This is a genomic window from Mucilaginibacter sp. P4_E8 (genome assembly GCF_056401495.1).
In genome coordinates, this window is sequence record NZ_JBFUJG010000043.1 from 1 (window position 1) to 17,827 (window position 17,827).

19 protein-coding genes are annotated in these 17,827 nt (G+C 41.1%); 13 read left to right on the plus strand and 6 right to left on the minus strand.

Translation table 11 applies throughout. The features are described 5' to 3' along the window. Window positions 1-106: 106 nt before the first annotated feature. From gatC to AC1DRQ_RS16400, 3 genes are all read left to right on the plus strand, one after another. The gene (gene gatC / locus AC1DRQ_RS16390; RefSeq protein WP_477425724.1) at window positions 107-397 is read left to right on the plus strand and encodes an Asp-tRNA(Asn)/Glu-tRNA(Gln) amidotransferase subunit GatC; all 291 of its coding nucleotides are present in this window, start codon (window positions 107-109) and stop codon (window positions 395-397) included. 148 nt (window positions 398-545) lie between these two features. Continuing rightward, window positions 546-1,286, plus strand: a complete 741-nt coding sequence (locus tag AC1DRQ_RS16395; protein ID WP_477425725.1) for an ABC transporter ATP-binding protein — start codon at window positions 546-548, stop codon at window positions 1,284-1,286. A gap of 275 nt (window positions 1,287-1,561) precedes the next feature. Continuing rightward, on the plus strand, window positions 1,562-3,208 hold the full coding sequence (locus tag AC1DRQ_RS16400; protein ID WP_477425726.1) for a serine hydrolase domain-containing protein: 1,647 nt from the start codon (window positions 1,562-1,564) through the stop codon (window positions 3,206-3,208). 53 nt (window positions 3,209-3,261) lie between these two features. On the opposite strand, the gene AC1DRQ_RS16405 is transcribed toward AC1DRQ_RS16400, so the two are convergent. Both AC1DRQ_RS16405 and AC1DRQ_RS16410 read right to left on the minus strand, forming a co-directional pair. Next, window positions 3,262-4,311, minus strand: coding sequence for a cyanophycinase (locus tag AC1DRQ_RS16405; RefSeq protein ID WP_477425727.1), 1,050 nt, complete (start codon window positions 4,309-4,311; stop codon window positions 3,262-3,264). Between the two features lie 14 nt (window positions 4,312-4,325). Beyond that, entirely contained in the window at window positions 4,326-5,336 is a 1,011-nt protein-coding gene (locus tag AC1DRQ_RS16410) for a chitinase (protein WP_429396249.1), read from the minus strand. Window positions 5,337-5,577: 241 nt separating this feature from the next. Between AC1DRQ_RS16410 and AC1DRQ_RS16415 the strand changes: the two genes are divergently transcribed. The 4 genes from AC1DRQ_RS16415 (at window position 5,578) to AC1DRQ_RS16430 (ending at window position 6,875) form a co-directional block, all read left to right on the plus strand. After that, on the plus strand, window positions 5,578-6,126 hold the full coding sequence (locus tag AC1DRQ_RS16415; protein WP_429396251.1) for a cob(I)yrinic acid a,c-diamide adenosyltransferase: 549 nt from the start codon (window positions 5,578-5,580) through the stop codon (window positions 6,124-6,126). A gap of 90 nt (window positions 6,127-6,216) precedes the next feature. Beyond that, window positions 6,217-6,438: a DUF2795 domain-containing protein gene (locus tag AC1DRQ_RS16420; RefSeq protein WP_002996718.1), complete on the plus strand. Its 222-nt coding sequence runs from the start codon at window positions 6,217-6,219 to the stop codon at window positions 6,436-6,438. 103 nt (window positions 6,439-6,541) lie between these two features. Further along, window positions 6,542-6,691, plus strand: a complete 150-nt coding sequence (locus AC1DRQ_RS16425) for a lmo0937 family membrane protein (RefSeq protein WP_110585189.1) — start codon at window positions 6,542-6,544, stop codon at window positions 6,689-6,691. Between the two features lie 37 nt (window positions 6,692-6,728). Beyond that, window positions 6,729-6,875, plus strand: coding sequence for a lmo0937 family membrane protein (locus tag AC1DRQ_RS16430; RefSeq protein WP_429396254.1), 147 nt, complete (start codon window positions 6,729-6,731; stop codon window positions 6,873-6,875). A 40-nt stretch (window positions 6,876-6,915) separates the two neighbouring features. On the opposite strand, the gene AC1DRQ_RS16435 is transcribed toward AC1DRQ_RS16430, so the two are convergent. Together AC1DRQ_RS16435 and queA are read right to left on the minus strand one after the other, a co-directional pair. After that, entirely contained in the window at window positions 6,916-7,596 is a 681-nt protein-coding gene (locus tag AC1DRQ_RS16435; protein ID WP_477425728.1) for a 2-C-methyl-D-erythritol 4-phosphate cytidylyltransferase, read from the minus strand. Between the two features lie 236 nt (window positions 7,597-7,832). After that, the gene (gene queA / locus AC1DRQ_RS16440) at window positions 7,833-8,882 is read right to left on the minus strand and encodes a tRNA preQ1(34) S-adenosylmethionine ribosyltransferase-isomerase QueA (RefSeq protein ID WP_477425729.1); all 1,050 of its coding nucleotides are present in this window, start codon (window positions 8,880-8,882) and stop codon (window positions 7,833-7,835) included. 248 nt (window positions 8,883-9,130) lie between these two features. Here queA and AC1DRQ_RS16445 point away from each other — a divergent pair, with 248 nt between their 5' ends. The 6 genes from AC1DRQ_RS16445 to AC1DRQ_RS16470 all read left to right on the plus strand — a co-directional run bounded on the left by AC1DRQ_RS16445 (window position 9,131) and on the right by AC1DRQ_RS16470 (window position 16,069). Then, complete coding sequence (locus AC1DRQ_RS16445; protein ID WP_429396263.1) at window positions 9,131-10,378, plus strand: ABC transporter permease; 1,248 nt, start codon at window positions 9,131-9,133, stop codon at window positions 10,376-10,378. 7 nt (window positions 10,379-10,385) lie between these two features. Continuing rightward, entirely contained in the window at window positions 10,386-10,913 is a 528-nt protein-coding gene (locus tag AC1DRQ_RS16450) for a DUF3347 domain-containing protein (RefSeq protein WP_477425730.1), read from the plus strand. 197 nt (window positions 10,914-11,110) lie between these two features. After that, window positions 11,111-12,397: a citrate synthase gene (locus tag AC1DRQ_RS16455; RefSeq protein ID WP_477425731.1), complete on the plus strand. Its 1,287-nt coding sequence runs from the start codon at window positions 11,111-11,113 to the stop codon at window positions 12,395-12,397. Between the two features lie 192 nt (window positions 12,398-12,589). After that, on the plus strand, window positions 12,590-14,485 hold the full coding sequence (locus AC1DRQ_RS16460) for a RecQ family ATP-dependent DNA helicase (protein ID WP_477425732.1): 1,896 nt from the start codon (window positions 12,590-12,592) through the stop codon (window positions 14,483-14,485). Between the two features lie 329 nt (window positions 14,486-14,814). Then, the gene (locus AC1DRQ_RS16465) at window positions 14,815-15,414 is read left to right on the plus strand and encodes a GIN domain-containing protein (RefSeq protein WP_477425733.1); all 600 of its coding nucleotides are present in this window, start codon (window positions 14,815-14,817) and stop codon (window positions 15,412-15,414) included. A gap of 130 nt (window positions 15,415-15,544) precedes the next feature. Then, window positions 15,545-16,069, plus strand: coding sequence for a P-loop nucleotide/nucleoside kinase family protein (locus AC1DRQ_RS16470; protein ID WP_477425734.1), 525 nt, complete (start codon window positions 15,545-15,547; stop codon window positions 16,067-16,069). 330 nt (window positions 16,070-16,399) lie between these two features. Here AC1DRQ_RS16470 and AC1DRQ_RS16475 read toward each other — a convergent pair whose 3' ends face one another. Both AC1DRQ_RS16475 and AC1DRQ_RS16480 read right to left on the minus strand, forming a co-directional pair. Further along, the gene (locus AC1DRQ_RS16475; protein WP_429396277.1) at window positions 16,400-16,864 is read right to left on the minus strand and encodes a hypothetical protein; all 465 of its coding nucleotides are present in this window, start codon (window positions 16,862-16,864) and stop codon (window positions 16,400-16,402) included. A gap of 27 nt (window positions 16,865-16,891) precedes the next feature. Next, on the minus strand, window positions 16,892-17,752 hold the full coding sequence (locus tag AC1DRQ_RS16480; RefSeq protein ID WP_477425735.1) for a helix-turn-helix domain-containing protein: 861 nt from the start codon (window positions 17,750-17,752) through the stop codon (window positions 16,892-16,894). Window positions 17,753-17,827 lie beyond the last annotated feature (75 nt).

Below are 17,827 nucleotides of genomic sequence, written 5' to 3' on the forward strand. Positions count from 1 at the left end.
ATATATTTGTACATAAACCCATTGAAACGGCTCATTTAACTTTAAACGATGCCGATACATTGCGCGATGAGGTGCACGCTATTATTAAACAARAACTGCAACAGGCATGACCATAGATAAAGATACAGTTGAAAAAGTTGCCCATTTGGCCCGTTTGGAGCTTAACGAAACGGAAAAAGAGGAAATGATCAAGGATATGAGCAAAATACTTGATTTTATGGCCAAGCTAAATGAATTAGATACATCAGGCATTGAACCGTTAGTTTACATGACCGACGACGTAAATGTTTTACGTGAAGATGTGATTAAACAGCAAATAACGCACGAAGAAGCATTGCAAAATGCCCCTAAGCACGATGAAGACTATTTCCTTGTTGCTAAAGTGATCGAGAAGTAAGTTGGGAGAGTAATGAGTTATGAGTGTTGAGTTTGACTCTTAATAATGAATTAAAGAATTTTTCTGACTCAGAACTCACTACTCAACACTAAAAACTTTAAGTCCTGTAACAATTAGATACTTACCTTAGTCCAAACGAAAAATATATATGGAGCCATTAAATACAGCTAAACCATTAATAACTATTAAAGATATCGGGCGTAAGTACGTGATAGGTTCTGAAGTAATTCATGCACTTAAATCGGTTTCGCTAACCATCAATAAGGGCGAGTTTGTAGCATTAATGGGTCCATCGGGCTCGGGTAAATCAACCCTTATGAATATTTTGGGTTGTCTGGATACGCCAACCAAAGGCGAATATATATTGAACGGCATCAACGTAAGCCACATGAGCGATAATGAACTGGCCGAAGTGCGTAACTCCGAGATCGGTTTCGTGTTTCAAACATTTAACCTGCTGYCTCGTAATACCGCGCTTGATAATGTTGCCCTGCCCTTAATTTATGCGGGTATCAATAAAGAAAAACGTATGGAACGGGCTACCAACGCCCTTAAAAACGTAGGTCTTGGTAACCGTATTGATCATAAACCTAATGAACTATCAGGCGGACAAAGACAGCGTGTAGCCGTAGCCCGCGCACTCATCAATGATCCATCAATTATTTTGGCCGATGAGCCTACCGGTAACCTGGATACCAAAACATCCATTGAAATAATGGGGTTGATTGAGGATATTCACGCCAAAGGCAATACCATTATTTTAGTAACCCACGAAGAAGATATAGCCAAACACGCCCACCGCATAGTACGTATGCGCGATGGCCTGATTGAAAATGATTACCTTAATACCGAAGTTCAAGTTGTAAGCAGACGCGTTGAGGAGGTGTAAGGAAATTCAAGACTATTAGAGTCAGGAATCAAGAAAAAATAAATCAACACCGCCGGTTCAAACGTCCTTCGCTTGAACTTATACAGCGGTAAGCGTCCACGCTTACCAAATGGTATTAAAAAAGTAAGCGTGGACGCTCACATCAAAACATTATTCAAGCGTGGACGCTTGAATAGGCGTGAGATTCAGGAATCAAGATAAAAACTAACTCCGTGAAACATTTACAAACAGGAAACTTTTAAGGATAAAACTTATTAAACCTGATACCTGGAAAAATGAAACGCTGTATCCTTTTTATCCTAACCTTTATTGCATCCGGTACTCTGTTTGGCCAAACTACTAACATTACCGAACCGGAACCTATTAATTCGCCTGTTCATAAAACAAACATCGGCAAGGTTGTTTTTTTAGCCGATACTATTTCTATAAACCAGCTTAAAGAAACCGACTTTTTAAGCAGCTTTGAAGCCAACCCCAAAAATAACTTTTACATGAGGATATTGATGGGGAACTCCTTAACCAATTACCAGCACCCATTAAACCCTGCATTAAGCATTGAAGACTTAAATAAAGGGAACTTTCAGTTTACTTTTTATGTGGATGGGAAGCAGGTTTACCAGGAGAATTTGAATAAGGGAGCTAATTTGCCTGCCACCAAGAATATTAAAACTACCATTAGCGTCCCCCTAATCAGTAACCGGGGTGAAGATTCCTGGGGGCGATCACTTTGGAACCGATTTATGGGCAGGGGTGGAGAGAATGCATTAACAACAGGTGCGCATTTGTTAAAAATTGAAGCGCGGCCTTATGTAGATATCCCTGCTTTAAAGGTTGGTGACCTGATAGCGCAGGGCGAACTTAAATTTATTATCCCCCCGGTTGATGCCAAAGCGGTTGCATTGCAGGCCATAAAACCTAACAGCGGCTGGCCGGTTTCCGGCGATCCATTCGACAAAAAGAAGATCATGGAGATGAACGGGTTAATAGCCCAGAACAGGTTAAAGAATATTACCAGTGTTATAGTGATCAAGAACGGCAAACTGCTCATTGAAGAATACTTTAACGGCAGCGGGCGCGATTCGCTGCATAACCCGCGTTCGGTAGGGAAAACCTTTGCATCGGCCATGATGGGTATTGCCATTCATGATGGATATATTAAAAACGAGAACCAAACTTTAAAGGACTTTTATGATCTTAAAAAGTTCAATAATTACTCGCCCAAAAAAGAGGCTGTCACGTTGAAAAGCCTGCTCACCATGAGCTCCATATTTGATGGTGATGATAATGACAGCAGTTCGCCGGGTAACGAAGAAAATATGTACCCTACTGATAATTGGGTAAAGTTTGCGCTTGATCTTCGGGTCGACAGCACTAAAACTGCAGGTAAGCAGTGGAACTATTTTACAGCCGGTGCCATGCTTTTGGGTGATATACTCCATAAATCGGTGCCTAATGGATTGGAAAAATATGCTGATGCAAAGCTGTTTAAACCGTTGGGGATCACTAAATATCAATGGCAATATACGCCACAGCATGTTGCAAACACTGCAGGTGGATTGCAAATGCGATCATTGGATTATGCCCGCTTTGGCCAATTATACAAAAACGGCGGCTCATGGAACGGTAAGCAACTTATCCCCGAAAGCTGGGTTAAACAATCTTTTACCAAACACCTTACATTGCCCAGGGATGTTGTAGGCGAGGGCTTTTACGGCTACCTGTTCTGGAATAAAACCTACACGGTAAATAATAAACCCTGCGAAACCTATTATTGCTCTGGCAATGGCGGTAACAAGATCTTTGTTTTTACAGATCAGCCATTGGTGATCATTGTTACAGCTACCGCTTACAACACCCCATACGCACATCCGCAGGTTGATAAAATGATGGAGCAGTATATTTTACCGGCTGTGTTAAAGTAGTAATTAAAAAATATGTCATCGCGAGCGCAGCGTGGCAATGACAAGGCGAACTTTTACTTTATCTCCTGCCGCTTCAACTTACCCGCGTCAACCCACCACCAAAACCATTTACCACCCGATGCCTGGCTTTGGTTAAAGCCGGCTACATCAAAACTGCCGTTTCCGGTGGCAGATCCATGTATTTCATAAACTTTAATAGCCTGGTGGTTTTTATCCCATACTAATGGTTTGCCGGGCTCGCATACTTCAGGGTTTTTTGTGCTGTCGGTTATTAAAAAGTAGGCTCTGCTGTTGCCCATAACTGTGGCATGGCCTGTTTCGTCAACACAAACGGCGGTATGCTCATCGGCCGCAATGCCACGGGCAAATATGTTCCAGTCTTTAATAATACGGCTTAAAAATGCTACATGGCGGCCCTGCCTGTCGCGGGTTATATAATGCTGGTCGGTAATAACGTGTTTAAGGAAAGGGGCATGTAAAAAATCATTATTATAAACCTTAACCAAACTGTTGTAAGGATTGGTCAGGGCTTGTTCGCTGGTAACACTGGCATCTTCGCCGCTGTAATAAAAGCCGCTCATAATGGCGCAACCGGCGCTTGTGCCGCCAATCGGGGCATGTTTAACGTTAAGGAGGTAGTTAATAGCGTCCATAGTTTTGGTGCCCCGCCAAAATTTCATGTAGTTTGATTGGTCGCCGCCGGCAATAAAAAGCAATTCGGCATTACGGATAATGTAGGCTACCGTATCGTTATCAGCCAGTTCCCTCGAATCAATTTTGAGCGTTTCTACGGAGTTTACCTTGCCCAACTGGTTAATATAGGCATTGTAACCATCTTTGCCCGATGCACGGATGATCACCACATCGCCGCCGCCGCTTCGATCTATCAGCCATCTAAAGGCTGTATCAACATCCCTGCCGCCACCTACCAGCGCGATGCCGGCCTTAACCGGGGTATTCACATTGGCCGTATCGCCAATAATACCTATTGAAGCCGGTCGACTGGGGATACGCTTGTCTTTTTTTACAGTATCGGGCGCATAGTATGCCCACGAGGTAAGGCTAAAACCTAACAAGAGGGTTATTAAAAGAAAATAGCGCATGTATAAATATACGCTTAATACTTATAAGGTTCCATTTTACCGCATGAGCAGGCGCAGTTGGCATCGGTAATACCCAATTTCTTTAAAAAGAACTGGTAAAAGCCAATACGGTCATTCATGCTGTACATGTTATCGCCTTTATTACATTCCACCTCGCCGTTTATAATATTTATGGTCATGCCGAAGCCTGGTGTGCGGCCTTTGGTGTTATCAACAGTGTTGGGTTGCCATTTACCGGTCATTACATCATGTGCCGATGGTTTGTGCGTTTCGGGGGTCATCCAAAAATATATGGCAGCTTTAAAGGCTACAACTGGGTCGGTTTCAACCAGGTCGGGGTTATTCAGGAGTATTTTAGGATCGCCGAAGATACAGTTGGAGGCCAGGCCATAGTTCCCGTTATAGCTTAACTGCATAGGGCCGCGGCCGTAATATTTTTTACCGGCAACGGGAGGGTACTCGTCGCTTTCGGCAATATAGCTCAGGGAAGTATTGCTTTCATGTATGAGCATCAGGCCATCGGTATACGTAGCATTTACGCCATGACGAGTTTCGTGGGCTATATGCGCAAAAAAAGCGGCTAATTCCTTTTTATTAAGGGTAGGATCAAACTGGGTGCAAAAGTTGCCATAATCAACCGTAAAAGTACTATCTGGTTTCTTTTTGGCCCATTCTTCGTTCCAGTCAACGTCCTGACGTACCGTTGCCGATTTGCCCGTTTTTTTATCAGTGCGGATATACTGGTAAACCGACAGGCCGCGCCTGGTTACCTTAATTTTTACCTGGCCCAATTCATCAGCTGCTTTTATAAAAGCGGCATAAGTATAAAATTTATCGCGTTGCGGAAAAAGATCATTAAATTGTTGCTCGCTTAACAGGCTTGATATAGAAACGACCTTTGGTGGTGCAGCTACTTCTTTAGCCGCTTGTTTTGAACTGTTGCTGTTGCCGCAGCTAATGGCCGAAATTGCAAGCGCCGAAAAAAGTACAATGATTAACTTAGATGATAATATGATGGATTTCATGATTTTATTAATAACAAGTTTCACAATATTATAAATGCAAGTTTAAGCTAACATTTTAAAATTACACTTCATTAGCAAAAATTATACTAAAAGAGGCCGTAAATCAAAATTTAACCTGATAGATTTGGAACATACCGAACATTGGAACAAATGAAACGTTGAAATGTGATTTTAATTGACTGATAATCAATGATGCTATGTTTAAGTCACCAAATTGTTCGGGTTTATTATTAAATTAAGCATGAAAATATATACTAAAACAGGAGATAAGGGGTTTACATCATTAATAGGAGGTACCCGTGTTGCCAAACATCATTTACGCATTGAAAGCTATGGTACTGTTGATGAGCTTAATTCCTATATTGGCCTGATCCGTGATCAGGACATTGCCGGGCACGATAAGGAAATATTGAAGCAGATACAGGACAGGTTGTTTACTATTGGCTCCTCATTGGCATCTGATCCGGAAAGATCAAAAATGGTAATACCCGACCTGCATATGGCCGATGTGGAACTGCTGGAGCAGGAAATGGATGCGATGAATGAAAAATTGCCTGAATTACGTCATTTTATTTTGCCGGGCGGAAATAATACCATTTCGTTTTGCCATATTGCAAGATGTATTTGCCGCAGAGCCGAAAGAATAACCGTTCACCTTGCAGAAGAAAGCACGGTTGACGAAAAAGTGAATATTTATCTGAACAGGTTGAGCGATTACCTGTTCACTTTAGCACGTAAAATTGGAAACGAGCATAAAATACCTGAAAATCAATGGATACCACGTATTTGAAAATGTGAAAAAAAATATTGATATTCCAATTGAAAATATTATACTTTTGCGAAAAAGTTAATTTACTGAAAATAATATAAATAGAGAAACATGTATTGGACACTTGAACTGGCATCTCACCTTGAAGATGCGCCCTGGCCCGCAACAAAAGATGAATTAATTGACTATGCTATTCGTTCAGGAGCCCCTGTTGAGGTTATAGAAAACCTGCAGGCACTGGAAGACGATGGTGAACCTTATGAAAATATTGAGGAAATATGGCCGGATTACCCGACTAAAGAYGATTTCTTTTTCAACGAAGACGAATATTAGCAACATTTAAAAACCCTTTTTACGAAGGGTTTTTTTTTGGCATTGCATTTTGGAATGATTTTAGTATTAAGCTTAAAACATTTATCACTTAAATTATATCAAAATGAGAGGCTTATTGTACATTATCGCGGTGATCCTGGTTATAGGATGGTTATTTGGAGCGTTTATTCACCCTTTTGGTGGCGGCTTAATTCACATACTATTAGTTATAGCTATTATAGCTGTACTTTTAGGAGTAATCCGAAGAGCCTAACTGATCTTGACTATTTTAAACTTAAACACACTAAATTATGAGAGGTTTATTGTACATTATCGCGGTTATCCTGGTAATAGGATGGATCTTTGGCTTTTTCTTTAATCATGCCGGAAGTCTTATTCACGTTTTATTAGTCATAGCTATTATAGCTATACTTTTAGGGGTTATCCGAAGGGCATAACACCCCTGATCCAGGAATTGGAAATTTAAAGCCATTGGTCTTAGACCGATGGCTTTTTGCTTAAAAGCAGTTCGGCAATGGCAATATCTTCGGGAAAAGTTATCTTGATATTTTGATGGTCGCCCTCGGTAATCTGTATTTCAACACCGTATTGTTCAACCACACTGGCATCATCCGTAAACTTTTCGCTGTATGGCTGCTCATAGGCTTTCCTGAGTATATCGGCTCTGAAAGTTTGCGGTGTTTGTATCAGGTAGATCTCATCCCTTAATAAACTTACTGATCTGCCGTTCGTCAGCTGCCTTATCGAGTCGCGGCTTTTAACGGCTGTAACGGCATTTCCATATTTTTCGGCATGTTGGTACGAAGTTTCGATGATGTGCCTGCTGGTGAGCGGACGCACCGCATCATGAACAGCGATCAGGACATCATCATTAATTATTTGATCAAGCCCGTTTTTTACCGAGTGAAAGCGTGTTTCGCCGCCAGCTACCAAAAGGTGAGGGGTGGTAAATTGATGCACATTGCAAAGCTGCTGCCAGTAAGCATGATAGCCGGTTGGCAATACCAATATAATATCGGGCGTTACACATGATTGCTCAAAAGCCCGGATGGTATGCATTAAAACCGGCAAGCCATTAAGCAGCAAAAATTGTTTGGGAACAGTTGTCTGCATCCTGGTGCCTGAGCCGCCCGCTACTATAATGGCGTAGTATTTCACGAGTTATAAGTTTTGGGTTTTGAGTGATGAGTCATAGTTTGATTCGATTTAACAGGTCATGCCGAACTTGTTTCGGCATCCCACGGACAAGGTTCTATATAAACTGGTTAATCGTCCTGAGAGATCCTGAACCAAGTTCAGGATGACAAATATTTTATTCAAATACCAAATCTAAAGCAAAAAAAATGAGATACAAGAAAAGTCTCATATCTCAAATCTAATATCTCATATCCAAATTATATGATCAGCATGGCATCGCCATAACTGTAAAAACGGTATTTTTCTTTTACTGCAACTTCGTAAGCATTCATTACATTTTCGTAACCGCCAAAGGCGCATACCATCATTAACAGCGTTGATTCTGGTGTGTGGAAATTGGTGATCATGGTGTTAGCAATGCTAAAATCATACGGAGGGAAAATGAATTTGCTGGTCCAGTCGTTAGCTGATTTAAGCGTTTTACCTGCTGATACAGCCGATTCAATGGCACGCATAGAGGTGGTACCAACAGCACAAATACGTTTTTTACGTTCAATGCCCCTGTTTACAATATCAGCTTGTTTTTGCTCAATAATAAATTGCTCAGAATCCATTTTATGCTTGGTCAGGTCTTCAACCTCAACCGGGCGGAAAGTTCCTAAACCAACGTGCAGTGTAACTTCGGCAAACTCAACACCCTTAAGTTCAAGGCGTTTCATTAGTTCGCGGCTAAAGTGTAAGCCGGCAGTAGGTGCGGCAACCGCACCTTCGTGCTTGGCAAAAATAGTTTGGTAACGTTCTTTATCCTCGGCGGTAGCCTTGCGTTTAATGTATTTAGGCAGTGGTGTTTCGCCCAGGATCTCCACATTTCTGCGGAACTCTTCTTCGGTACCATCAAATAAAAAACGTATGGTGCGGCCGCGCGAAGTAGTGTTATCAACTACTTCAGCAATTAAAAGGTCGTCATCGCCAAAGTATAATTTGTTACCTACACGTATTTTACGGGCCGGATCAACCAGTACATCCCATAAACGAAGTTCTTTATTTAACTCGCGCAATAAAAATACCTCGATGGTGGCGCCTGTTTTTTCTTTATTTCCATATAAACGCGCCGGGAATACTTTGGTATTGTTCAGGATCATAACATCCTGATCGTCAAAATAATCCAGCACATCTTTAAATATTTTATGCTCAATTTTGCCTGAATCCTTATGTAAAACCATTAAGCGTGCTTCGTCGCGGCTTGCTGATGGATTGTGTGCTACTAATGACTCGGGTAAATTGAATTTGAATTGAGATAATTTCATGCTTGTATATATGAATTTTCAGGGCGCAAATGTATTGATTTTTTTTGTTATTTTCACCGATTTTTTTATGCAATGATTCATTTATGGTATTGTTAAGTTAAATCAAAAAATAATGTAACTTAACACCTGTAATATCGTCTAAAAAATATAATATTCAATACCGGTTCAATTTAATAAATAATCATTGTTGCTATAGACTGTAAATCTGCGCAATAGAATGATTAACCACTGAGATCAAAATAAGTTGTATGCTATTTTTAAAACTTTTCAGAGAAAGCTTTCTGTTTGCTTATGATGCATTAAGGCAAAACAAATTGCGAACCATGCTTTCATTGCTTGGGGTAACTATTGGCATATTCACTATCATAGCTGTTTTTTCGGCTGTTGATACACTCCGAAACAACTTACAGAACAGCGTAAATAAACTGGGAAATAACAGCGTATATATTGAAAAATGGCCCTGGGTGGGTAGTAACGATTTTCCGTGGTGGAAATACCTGCAAAGGCCGGTATCAAAGCTGAGGGACTTTAATGAGCTTACGCGCCGCAGCCAAACGGCCGAAGCGCTTTCGTACGAAATATCAATTGATAACCGCACTATTAAATATAAAAGCAACACGGTTGATGGGGCACAGATAGATGCATCATCAAAAGATCATGATAAAACCTGGAACTTTGATTTTGCAAGCGGCAGATACTTTACCGAAATGGAATCAAAAACAGGAGCGCCTGTAACTAATATAGGTTATGATATTGCAGAAAACCTGTTTCCGGGTGGTGATGCCATTGGTAAGCAGATTAAAGTAATGGGCCGTTATGTTACTGTAGTTGGTGTTTTTTCAAAACAAGGTAAGGATATGCTGGGCATATCAACCGATAAGGAAGTTTTATTACCGCTTAACTTTGCCCATAACCTGATTGATGTGCAAAATGAAAAATACAGGCCATCAATAATTGTAAGGGGAAAAGCGGGTATCCCGGTTGATGATGTAGAAAGTGAATTGCAGGGATTGATGCGCTCCATCAGGAGTTTAAGACCCGGACAGGAAGATAATTTTTCGCTGAACAGAACCACCATGCTTACCAATGCGCTGGATAGCTTGTTTGGTGTAATTAATATTGCCGGTGCAATTATAGGCGGTTTTTCTATCCTGGTAGGTGGGTTTGGTATTGCCAACATCATGTTTGTATCGGTAAAGGAACGTACCAATATTATAGGTATCCAAAAATCATTGGGCGCTAAAAACTATTTTATATTGTTACAATTTTTAATTGAATCCATTGTACTTTGTTTATTGGGTGGGCTAATAGGCCTTTTGCTGGTTTACTTTTTAACCTTTGGTGTTAAAGCTGTTTTTGATGTTCAGGTGGTACTTGATTTAAAAAATATTATACTTGGTATTGGTACTTCTCTTACAATAGGTGTAATTTCGGGCATTATTCCGGCGTATTTTGCTTCACGGCTTGATCCGGTTGAGGCTATACGTACAAATTAATGTCTATATGAAAATCATCAACAGTGTAGTTCTTTTTAGCCTGATCATAGCCGCAACGGCATGTAAACAAGCTGCGAAACCGGCACAAGACGCAGAAACAAAAACGGATAGTGGTAAAGCTATTGTGGCCCGCGTGGTGGATACCGCCAACACTGCCGATGTGTTTAATACTTATATAGGTTTAAAGAACGAGTTTTTAAAATCGAACGTTACGGGTATTAAAAGTACGGCTGCTTTGTTAGAGGATAAGCTGGCCGGCATTAAAGGTTGTACCGAAACCGCCACCCTCGCGCATCAAATAACAATATTGAATGATATTGACGCTCAGCGCAATACCTTTTTAATATTGAGTAAGGATATCATCGGCCTTGTAAAAGGTGCCAAATTTAAAGCCGCCACTATTTATGTTGATTACTGCCCCATGGCCGATAATGGTAAGGGCGGTTACTGGTTATCAGTAAATAAAGCTATTAAAAATCCCTACTTTCCTGAACATATGAAGGAGTGCGGCCAGGTTAAAGAACAGATAAACTGATAGGGCCATACCTCTTGTCTGCACTTGCAGTTTGTTATGTTTATCACTAATATTTTTTTATAATAAATGATGCCCGGTACTTAACAAAACTGGGTTAATTTAATAGATTTGCACGTAAATTTTTACAAACAGTAAATGATCTTAGCGGTTATTACTACGCAGATTTAATTACATTTGTTGCAGATACAAATATGTCTATGTCGGAAACAGCACAACTAAAAATTGGTGATAAAACATTTGACCTCCCGGTAATAGAGGGCACAGAAGGTGAAAAGGCTATTGATATTTCAAAACTCCGGGACCTGAGCGGTTATGTAACGCTGGATGTAGGTTATAAAAATACAGGAGCTACAAAAAGCGCTATTACTTTTTTAGATGGCGAAAAAGGAATACTGAAGTATCGCGGTTATCCGATTGAGCAACTGGCCGAAAATTCGAGCTTTATTGAGGTTGCTTACCTGCTGATCTACGGCGAATTGCCAACTACAGAGCAATTAACTTCGTTTCAGTATGAATTAAGCCGCCATACGCTGGTACATGAGGATATGAAGAAGTTTTTTGATGGCTTTCCGTCAAAATCGCATCCTATGGGTCAGTTATCATCATTGGTATCGGCCTTATCTGCATTTTACCCCGAATCATTAAAACCCAACCAAACTACCGATGAGCTTAACCTGAGCATTATTAAAATGCTGGCAAAAATGGCTACCGTGGTATCATGGATCTATAAAAAATCACTGGGCCATCCGGTTATCTATCCAAAAAACAAATACGATTACGTTACCAACTTTATGTACATGACGTTTGGTCAGCGTACCGAAGATATCGTGATCGACCCGGTTGTGGTGAGCGCCATGAACAAGCTGCTGATATTACATGCAGACCATGAGCAAAACTGCTCTACTTCAACAGTGCGTATCGTTGGCTCGTCCGAATCAAATATCTATGCTTCGGTATCAGCTGGTATTTCGGCATTGTGGGGCCCGCTGCACGGCGGTGCAAACCAGGCAGTGATTGAAATGCTGGAGAAGATTAAGAACGACGGCGGCGATACCGACAAATGGATAGCCAAGGCAAAAGATAAAAACGACCCTTTCCGCTTAATGGGATTTGGCCACCGTGTATATAAAAACTTTGATCCAAGGGCCAAGATCATTAAAAAAGCCTGCGACGATATATTAGAGAAGTTAGGCATTAATGATGAAGTACTGGAGATAGCCAAAAAGCTGGAAGAAGTGGCATTAAAAGATCCTTACTTTGTGGAGCGCAAACTATATCCTAACGTTGATTTTTACTCGGGTATTATTTACCGCGCGCTGGGTTTCCCAACTGATATGTTTACCGTACTGTTTGCCCTGGGCCGTTTACCGGGCTGGATAGCGCAGTGGAAAGAAATGAAAGAGAATAAAGAACCTATCGGCCGTCCGCGCCAGATATATACCGGCGCCACTGATAAGGAATACGTTGATATAAAAAACAGATAATTGTTTTAAGCTAAAAGCAGAAGGCTAAAAGCCAAAAGCTTTATTTGCTATTTCATAAAAAAAACCAGAAAGCACAGCCTTCTGGTTTTTTTATTTCTTTACCGCCTCACTTCATTATTCAAAATTCAACATTCGGTGTTCGTTATTTAAGCTTTCGCCTTTATCGTTTATATTTGAGCCTGCAGCACGTACATGACCATAGAGGAAATATTAAAACAGTATTGGAAGCACGATAGCTTTCGGCCCATGCAGGCTGAGATCATTAAGTCTGTTTTATTGGGTCATGATACGCTGGCGCTGCTGCCTACCGGTGGCGGCAAATCTGTATGTTTTCAGGTACCTGCTTTGGCTAAGGAGGGTTTATGCGTGGTGATATCGCCGCTTATTGCCCTGATGAAAGATCAGGTTGAAAATTTAAAGGCAAAGGGTATCAACGCGGTAGCCATCGTATCGGGTATGGGATTGCGGGAGATTGACCTGGCGCTTGATAATTGTATCTATGGCTCAGTCAAATTTTTATACCTGTCGCCCGAGCGTTTACTGTCTGAGCTGGTGCGCGAGCGTATCAAATACATGAAGGTAAACCTGATAGCTGTTGACGAGGCGCACTGTATATCGCAATGGGGATATGATTTCAGGCCGCCATACCTGCATATTGCGGATCTGCGCGAACTACACCCTGAGGTGCCTGTGCTGGCTCTTACGGCCACAGCCACAGCCGAGGTTAAAGAGGATATTCAGCAAAAATTACTGTTCAAGGATCAGGTTATCTATCAGCAGAGTTTTGAGCGACGTAACATCAGTTATGTGGTGCAGGATGCCGAAAACAAGTTCCGCAAGATGCTGGATATTGCCCATGGTGTTAAAGGCAGCGGTATTGTGTATGTACGCAGCCGTAAAGATGCAGCCGAAATTGCCAAATATTACAACGATAACGGCATCAAGGCCGATTATTACCATGCGGGCCTGTCAATGGATCAACGGTCAGAGAAGCAGGAAAGCTGGAAAAATAACCGCACCAGGATCATGGTGGCCACTAATGCCTTTGGGATGGGGATTGATAAGCCCGATGTGCGGTTTGTAATACATAAGGAAATGCCCGAAAGCCTGGAAGCCTATTACCAGGAGGGGGGCAGAGGAGGCCGCGATGAGCAAAAGGCATACGCCATTTTACTATATACCCACGCCGACAGACTTAAACAGGAAAAAATGTTTTTGCTCAATTTTCCGTCGGTTGATGAAATAAAGCATGTTTACCATTGTTTGGCCAATTACTATCAGTTGGCCTACGGCGCCGGAGAAGGCCTGAGCTTTAACCTTGACCTGGGCGACTTTTGCAGCCGCTTTAAGCTGGATGCCATAAAAACACTCAATGCCCTTAAGTTTCTGGAGAAGGACGAATACCTGTCGTTCAACGAGAGTGTATTTTTGCCGTCGCGTTTCAGGTTCGAGGTGGTAAACGAGGTGTTGTATAACTTCCAGATCCAAAATGCAGGCTGGGATCCTTTTATTAAAACATTGTTGCGCTCGTATGGTGGCTCGTTCGAGAATTATGTGCGCTTAAAGGAGTATGACCTGGCCAAACGCACCCATTTGAACGTTCAGCAGGTGATTGATGGCCTGATGCAATTACAGGGCTTTGGCCTCATCAGTTATCTGCAGCAAACCGATCAGCCGCAGGTTACCTACCTGAAATCGCGCCAGCACGCCGACCGGCTTTTTATAAACAAGCGTTACATGGAAGAGCGTAAGGAAACTTACCGCAAAAAAATGGAAGCGGTTTTTGCCTATGCCATCCACAAAAAATGCCGCAGCCAAATGTTGCTCGCTTATTTTGATGAACCTAATGCCCGTAAATGCGGCGTTTGCGATGTTTGTATAGAAGAAAAACGCCAAAAAAACGCCGACGAGATATTTGATAATATTACCCACGAGATAGTTCAGCTGCTCAGTATATCAACCCCCGATATCGGCACATTAATAAACACCATCAACATTGGCGCCGAAAAAGAAAAGATGGAAACCATCCGCCTGTTGCTTGATGCCGGCAAAATTAAAACCGACGGTGAGAAGTATTACCTGGCCTGATTGGGGGAGGGGTTCGGGGATCGTGTTGCCTGGTTCGTGTTATGAGGTTCTTGTTGTAAGTTTTATTTTATCGTACCGCTCGAATCTATCTACACGCAACCCGAACCTCGAACCCCGAAACCAAAACAGCTCACCCGCAACCCGAACCTCGCAACCCGCAACCAAAAAAAGCCCCCAAATTCACCGACAACATTCCCTCACTTACCGACAAAAACCCTGCGTACAACTATTACAGGGCACTTTGCTGTAACGTTTTTTAATTGAGATCGTCATATCTGTGTATTTAAAATAACAACAATTAATCAACTGACAATCAAAATATTAATATCATGAAAACTTTAGCAATCACCATTTTTACTGTAGCATCTATAGTATTTGGAATCGGAAATCAAACACAAGCCGCTGTTAATAATAACAACAATAAAGGCATCGTTTTGACTGACATTACCAGGATCAACAAAATTGAAATTTATGGGAATGTTAAACTATACGTATCAAACGGCCCGGCCGATCAGGTAAAGGTTTACAACCAATATTATTCTGAAAGCGCGCTGGTTCAATCACAAAACGGTGTGTTACGTATCTCATCATACAAGGCCGAAAAACTGGAAGTTTGGGTAACAGCAAAAGAGCTTAACGCCATAACTGCTTATGATAATGCTGAAATAAGCTCATTCGGTAACCTTTCAACCATTCAGCTTGATGTGAAATTGTACAACAATGCTTCTGCCAATTTAAAACTTGATGCTTACAGCGCCCGTGTTACCATGAACGATAAAACCCGTGCTAACCTAAGCGGTACTGTTAACGAATACAGCATAAACCGCAGCGTAGCATCAAGTGTAAACAGAACAGACTTAGTTGCCGATCACTCAACCGAAATATTAAACGGGGTAAAAGCTAAAATTTCTGAATATGCATTTTTATAACCGTAGTAATCCATCATATATGCAAAGCCACCTGGAAGCCGGGTGGCTTTTTTGTTGTGGAGTAATTGTTACCGCAGATTATTGGATACAAATTCTATCCCTATATTAGAATCGAAAATCAGAACAAACGATGAATGCTCAGCAGTTTCTGGATACAATTACGCTTGATGGTAAACCACGTGTTTATTTAATGTGCGGTATGGCGGGGGCAGGGAAAACAACCCTGGCTAATAAGCTGGTTGAGAAAGGTTTTATAAGACTTTCGATTGATGAATACATTTGGGCGCAATTTGGAAAGTATGGTATTGATTACCAGCCTGCTCAATATCCGGAATTACAAAAAGAAGCTGAGCATCAATTAGAGCAGGAGCTAATAACTTATTTAAAGCAGCAACAATCTTTGGTAATTGATTATAGTTTCTGGAAACGTTCAAATCGTGAAAAATATAAAGCGCTTATTGAAAGCTATGGTGTGGAGTGTATAATTCTTTTTTTAAAGGTTGATTATAAAACCCTCAAAAGCAGGCTAAAAAACAGAAGCTCAAGGTTTGATGCCAATGCTGCATTTCCTATCACTGAAGAAATATTGGATCAATACTATACCGGATTTCAAGAACCGGTTAATGAAGGTGAGATTATAATTTTACCTGATTGAACCTTACCTCTTCAAGCGTCATTGCGAGGGACGAAGCAATCTCTATGCTATACAGGGCGAATAGTGCATGTCGTAGAGCGCTCAATTGCCGCTAAGGCTGTTACTTTGTCTTGATACAAAGTAACCAAAAATCAAGTCAGCAGAGAGGCTTCTTTGCCGCACAAGCCTCTGCCCTCAAATCAATCAGAACCACAGGCTGCAATATTTTTGCCCCACTTCGTTCGCTCAATCCCCTCACTTCAGCAAAAATTTGCTATGCCCCTGCAATCACACAAGCCATCATGTTCTGCCTGAWTTCGCCCGAAGCTTATCTGCTGACGGGGAAGAAAACTATTCAGTTAAAAACTTTTTCATTTCGCCAGGTAGGGGAAAGTTTTTCATTTGCCGCCTGATCAGTATTATTTCGCCAACATGGAATGATAAGTGATTTGTGATCTCCTGAATAGTCTTTAATTTTACCTGTATATCAGGCATGTCGGTGGATAAAGAAGCAATGATCTCTTTAATGCTTTTAATTTGATCTTTAAAAGTTAAAACTGCATTATCAACTATTCTTTGTTCTTCAGGATGGGCAATATCCCACGTTTCTGTTTCATTAATGTGCGACAGATCAATTTTTCCATTGAGCATATTCAATTGATCTTGCTGCCAAATAATTAAATGATTTAAAATTTGCCATACTGTTTTGGGTGTGTTTAAAATGGTCTGATTAACCTGATCCAATTTTAAATCGTCAAACACTTTAAACGTATCAAAAGAATCAAAAAAGATATCTTCAAAATCTAATTTATTCATCGTGATAATTAATTAAGCTTAGGTAAGTTACAAATTACTTGCCCGTGCCACCCATTTCTTTTTAAAATCAGACGGGTTTTCGCCCACAATTTTGTTGAACAGCTTGTTAAAATAGCTCAGGCTTTCAAACCCCACGGCATAACAGGTCTCTGTAATATTTTTATCCTGCATCAGCAGGTTTTTGGCGCGCTCAATACGGTATTGGTTCACAAATTCGGTAAAGGTGATGTTGGTTTGCCTTTTAAAGTACCTGCAAAAAGCCGGAGTTGTTAAGTTTACTTTTCCGGCTACTATATTAACATCGGGTTTTTGGGCATAGTGTGCATCAATATATTCATAAATAGCACCCATTCTTATCTTATCCTTCAAAATAAAGTCCTTGCTGGTTTCGTCCTTATTCAAAATGGTGTATTCATTGGAACCTGCTAACAACTGAAAAATATGGATAAGCTCCAGTAGTTGGTCAAAAGAGTTAAGATTATTTAACTGCTTTAATTTTTGCGCTACCAAAGCCCTGGTATCTCCGTGAAAGGCAATGCCATAAGCGGCGCTTTTAAATAAGGTATGGATAAGGGAAAGCTCCGGGGCCAGGTTTATGGCTGCCCCCAAAAAATCTGTACGCAGCTGTATTACTATCTGGTGGTAGTCGCTTCTTAACCTGTAATCAAAATTTAGGTGGGGGAGGTTACTGCCAATAAATACCAGGTCGCTGTGGGTATAGCCCGATATATGGGTGCCTACATGGCGGATACCTGCATCAGCTTCCACATATACCAATTCATATTCGGGGTGATAGTGCCACAGGAAAGTGTTCCGTAACCGGGGCGAAAACAGTTTAAATGATTTGCCCGGTTCAAATTCAACCCGCTCCAGTTGTATCTTATTCATCTGTATTGTAAATATAATCACTATTAATTTAATAAATAAGTCAATACAGAGCAAATATTGGTCATTGTGATGGAT

Bases quoted from the DNA above. Each gene is read 5' to 3' on its own strand.
- AC1DRQ_RS16415 (WP_429396251.1), top strand. From the start codon at position 5,578: ATGAAAATATATACTAAAACAGGAGATAAGGGGTTTACATCATTAATA.
- AC1DRQ_RS16430 (WP_429396254.1), top strand. From the start codon at position 6,729: ATGAGAGGTTTATTGTACATTATCGCGGTTATCCTGGTAATAGGATGG.
- gatC (WP_477425724.1), top strand. From the start codon at position 107: ATGACCATAGATAAAGATACAGTTGAAAAAGTTGCCCATTTGGCCCGT.
- AC1DRQ_RS16460 (WP_477425732.1), top strand. From the start codon at position 12,590: ATGACCATAGAGGAAATATTAAAACAGTATTGGAAGCACGATAGCTTT.
- AC1DRQ_RS16410 (WP_429396249.1), bottom strand. From the start codon at position 5,336: ATGAAATCCATCATATTATCATCTAAGTTAATCATTGTACTTTTTTCG.
- queA (WP_477425729.1), bottom strand. From the start codon at position 8,882: ATGAAATTATCTCAATTCAAATTCAATTTACCCGAGTCATTAGTAGCA.
- AC1DRQ_RS16465 (WP_477425733.1), top strand. From the start codon at position 14,815: ATGAAAACTTTAGCAATCACCATTTTTACTGTAGCATCTATAGTATTT.
- AC1DRQ_RS16455 (WP_477425731.1), top strand. From the start codon at position 11,111: ATGTCGGAAACAGCACAACTAAAAATTGGTGATAAAACATTTGACCTC.
- AC1DRQ_RS16400 (WP_477425726.1), top strand. From the start codon at position 1,562: ATGAAACGCTGTATCCTTTTTATCCTAACCTTTATTGCATCCGGTACT.
- AC1DRQ_RS16405 (WP_477425727.1), bottom strand. From the start codon at position 4,311: ATGCGCTATTTTCTTTTAATAACCCTCTTGTTAGGTTTTAGCCTTACC.
- AC1DRQ_RS16450 (WP_477425730.1), top strand. From the start codon at position 10,386: ATGAAAATCATCAACAGTGTAGTTCTTTTTAGCCTGATCATAGCCGCA.
- AC1DRQ_RS16480 (WP_477425735.1), bottom strand. From the start codon at position 17,752: ATGAATAAGATACAACTGGAGCGGGTTGAATTTGAACCGGGCAAATCA.
- AC1DRQ_RS16425 (WP_110585189.1), top strand. From the start codon at position 6,542: ATGAGAGGCTTATTGTACATTATCGCGGTGATCCTGGTTATAGGATGG.
- AC1DRQ_RS16475 (WP_429396277.1), bottom strand. From the start codon at position 16,864: ATGAATAAATTAGATTTTGAAGATATCTTTTTTGATTCTTTTGATACG.
- AC1DRQ_RS16445 (WP_429396263.1), top strand. From the start codon at position 9,131: ATGCTATTTTTAAAACTTTTCAGAGAAAGCTTTCTGTTTGCTTATGAT.
- AC1DRQ_RS16470 (WP_477425734.1), top strand. From the start codon at position 15,545: ATGAATGCTCAGCAGTTTCTGGATACAATTACGCTTGATGGTAAACCA.